Raw genomic sequence first — 2,542 nt, forward strand, 5'->3', positions numbered from 1 at the left:
GTGTCGATGAGCCGGCCGATGGCCGTCCACAGCCCCTCGACCGTGCGTTCGGCCGCCTTGCGCAGCAGCGCCTTGAGCTTGGAGAAGGCCATCTCGATCGGGTTGAAGTCTGGCGAGTCGGGCGGCAGGAACAGCAACCGCGCGCCGGCCGCTTCGATCGCTGCGCGCACGGCCGGCCCCTTGTGGCTGCCGAGGTTGTCCATGACGACGATGTCGCCGGGGGCGAGTTCGGGCACGAGCACACGCGCGACGTAAGTTTCGAAGGCGTCGCGGTTGATCGGTCCGTCGAGCACGAATGGCGCGGTGATCCCCGACAGGCGCAGGCCCGCGACAAAGGTCGTGGTCTTCCAATGGCCATGCGGCACGGGCGAGCGCAGCCGCTCGCCGCGCGGGCAGCGTCCGCGGGTGCGAGCCATGTTGGTCGAGGTCCAGGTCTCGTCGAGGAACACGAGGCGGGCGGGGTCGAGGGCGGGCTGGCCCTCGAACCACGCCTCGCGGGCGGCCTTTACGTCCGGGCGGTCCTGCTCCGTGGCGTGGGCTGTCTTTTTTGTAGGTCAGGCCGCGCGCGTCGAGAAAGGCCCACAGGGTGCCCAGCCCGACCGTGAGGTCGCGCTCGTCCTTCAGGCGAGCGCGCATCTCCTCCAGGGTCAGGTCGTCCCGCTCGGCGATCAGGCCCCGTAGGTAGGCCTCGTGCGGGTCGAGCTTGGAGCGGCGGGCTCGCCCCTGCGGACGGGCCACCACCGTCCCGCTCGTCGTGAGCGCGGCCATCCAGCGGATCGCCGTGGCCACGCCCACACCGAAGCGCGCGGCCGCCTGTCGACGCGACGTCGCCCCGGCCGCGTCAACGACGCGTTCGCGTAGGTCCTGGCTGTAGGGTCGGCCCATGCCTTGCTCCTCATCGGGAGCGTACATTGAATCAGCCCTACACCGCTGCGTGAACCCAGCACGTCCGATTCAGCTCAGCCCGAAAACGCTCTAACAGCACAATCCGAAAGGTCGGTTGATCTCGTTCCCAGCCCGAGCCGAGATTGTCTGATGGCTGATGAGTGGCTGCTTTCGGGAAGCGCCAACAAAGGTTAGGACGCCCTCCTGGGTCGGATCCGGAACGTCTGCTTACGGCCCGGACGTAAAAGGCTGCTTCCCACCCGAAGCGGTTCTCTCCGGCAGTTTTGACAGCGTCTTGCTCGTCAACGCGACAGGTCGTGCAGCCAGCCGAGCAGGCTGCTCTGCAGGAGCGCCGCAACGGCCGGCGCCCCCGGCGGGACCTCGAGCGGCGAGCGTCCGCAGCGCTTCCGGAAGGTTTGGCTGAAGCTCTGCGGATCGGCATAGCCGCACGCGTGGGCGAGCCGCGCGACCTTCGGATGCCGGCCTCCTGACTTGGCGAGTTCGCGCCAAGCCTGGGCGAGGCGGCGCTCGCGGATATGGGCCTGGACACCGCCGGCATCGCCGAACAGCCGGTAGAGCGAGCGCCGCGAGAGGCCGAACTGCCAGGTCAGCACGGCGACATCGATCGAGGCCACACGCAGGAGTGCCCCGGGGAGCCGGTGCGTGCCGCGCAAGTAGGGCTAGGATCTCACGCGGCTTTTCCGATAGCAGCGGCGATATATCCCGCCTTTCATCCTGATCGTCTTACCGAAAGCTGGGCGCCGATATGCGTTGCTGGTCCGACTGGCACACGATCCCGCACCGGCCGAGCACCGTGCCGAGCGCGTGCGACGCCGCCGGTCAGCGGAGCCTGATTCCCGGCGGCAGCATCAAGTCATCGAGCCTCACACGCGTCGACGGAAGGATCTTGTCGAAGAGATCTAAGCCGTTCGCGTTCATGCTACGCCTCCGTCTCTGGAAGCTGGTTCAGATAGTGGCGGCGAGCCCCCGTCTTATCCGGATCCATCCTAAGTGAGGTGCCGGACGGAGAAGGCCCTCAGGAGATTGACCTAGGATACGCCCTGATTGCTGCAGATAGCAGCACCCTCATGTCTGGGGAGGACCGAAGTCTGCGCAGAGTTTCACATGGATGAATCCCATGTTTCATTCGCTTCGGATGATCTTGGTCACTGTGCTGCCGCCGCGATGGCAGAGATCCGAATCGTCCTGAGTCGCCTCACGCCGGCCGAACGCGCTGCATTCTGGAATGCGGTGGATCTCCTCTATCGCGCGCCCTCTGGATCTCCGATGAGCATGCAGGAGGGGAGGTCTATACAGTATGGGGTGGCGCAGGGTCTCGCAATGCTGATTCCGCCGGTCTGGTAGCACGCTAGCGACACTTTGATTTCGAAAGCTTTTCAAGACGCACGCCTATGGCACGACAGGCTGAGCTTGCGCCTTGATTTGCTCGCAAGTGCAGGGCTGGTTGGCCTCAGCACCGGATGGTCGATAGAGGAACGCAAGCAGCGATCGCAATCAGTACAACCTTTGGCAGGGTGTCGGGACCGAGCGCTTCCATGAGCCAAGCGCGATGGGTCGCTGCGGTGCGCGGGCTCAACCCTACTGGGTGGTGTTCGCGCTATATAAGCCGCCGCCCGTTCTAAGAGCCTCTAACAAA

2 protein-coding genes are annotated in these 2,542 nt (G+C 65.4%); both read right to left on the reverse strand.

Annotation, left to right across the window (positions count from 1 at the left end; translation table 11 throughout):
* Positions 1-885 (reverse strand): IS630 family transposase gene (locus MFF54_RS26345; protein WP_238307150.1). Its coding sequence is split into 2 segments (ribosomal slippage), with 887 coding nucleotides annotated over them: positions 1-549 and positions 548-885; the frame shifts between segments, so codons are not numbered across the junction. This gene is flagged as partial in the annotation.
* 302 nt (positions 886-1,187) lie between these two features.
* A complete protein-coding gene (locus MFF54_RS26350) occupies positions 1,188-1,559 on the reverse strand; it encodes a helix-turn-helix transcriptional regulator (protein ID WP_238307151.1) in 372 nt (123 codons plus the stop codon).
* Positions 1,560-2,542 lie beyond the last annotated feature (983 nt).

Source organism: Methylobacterium gregans, assembly GCF_022179245.1.
Classification (GTDB): domain Bacteria; phylum Pseudomonadota; class Alphaproteobacteria; order Rhizobiales; family Beijerinckiaceae; genus Methylobacterium; species Methylobacterium gregans.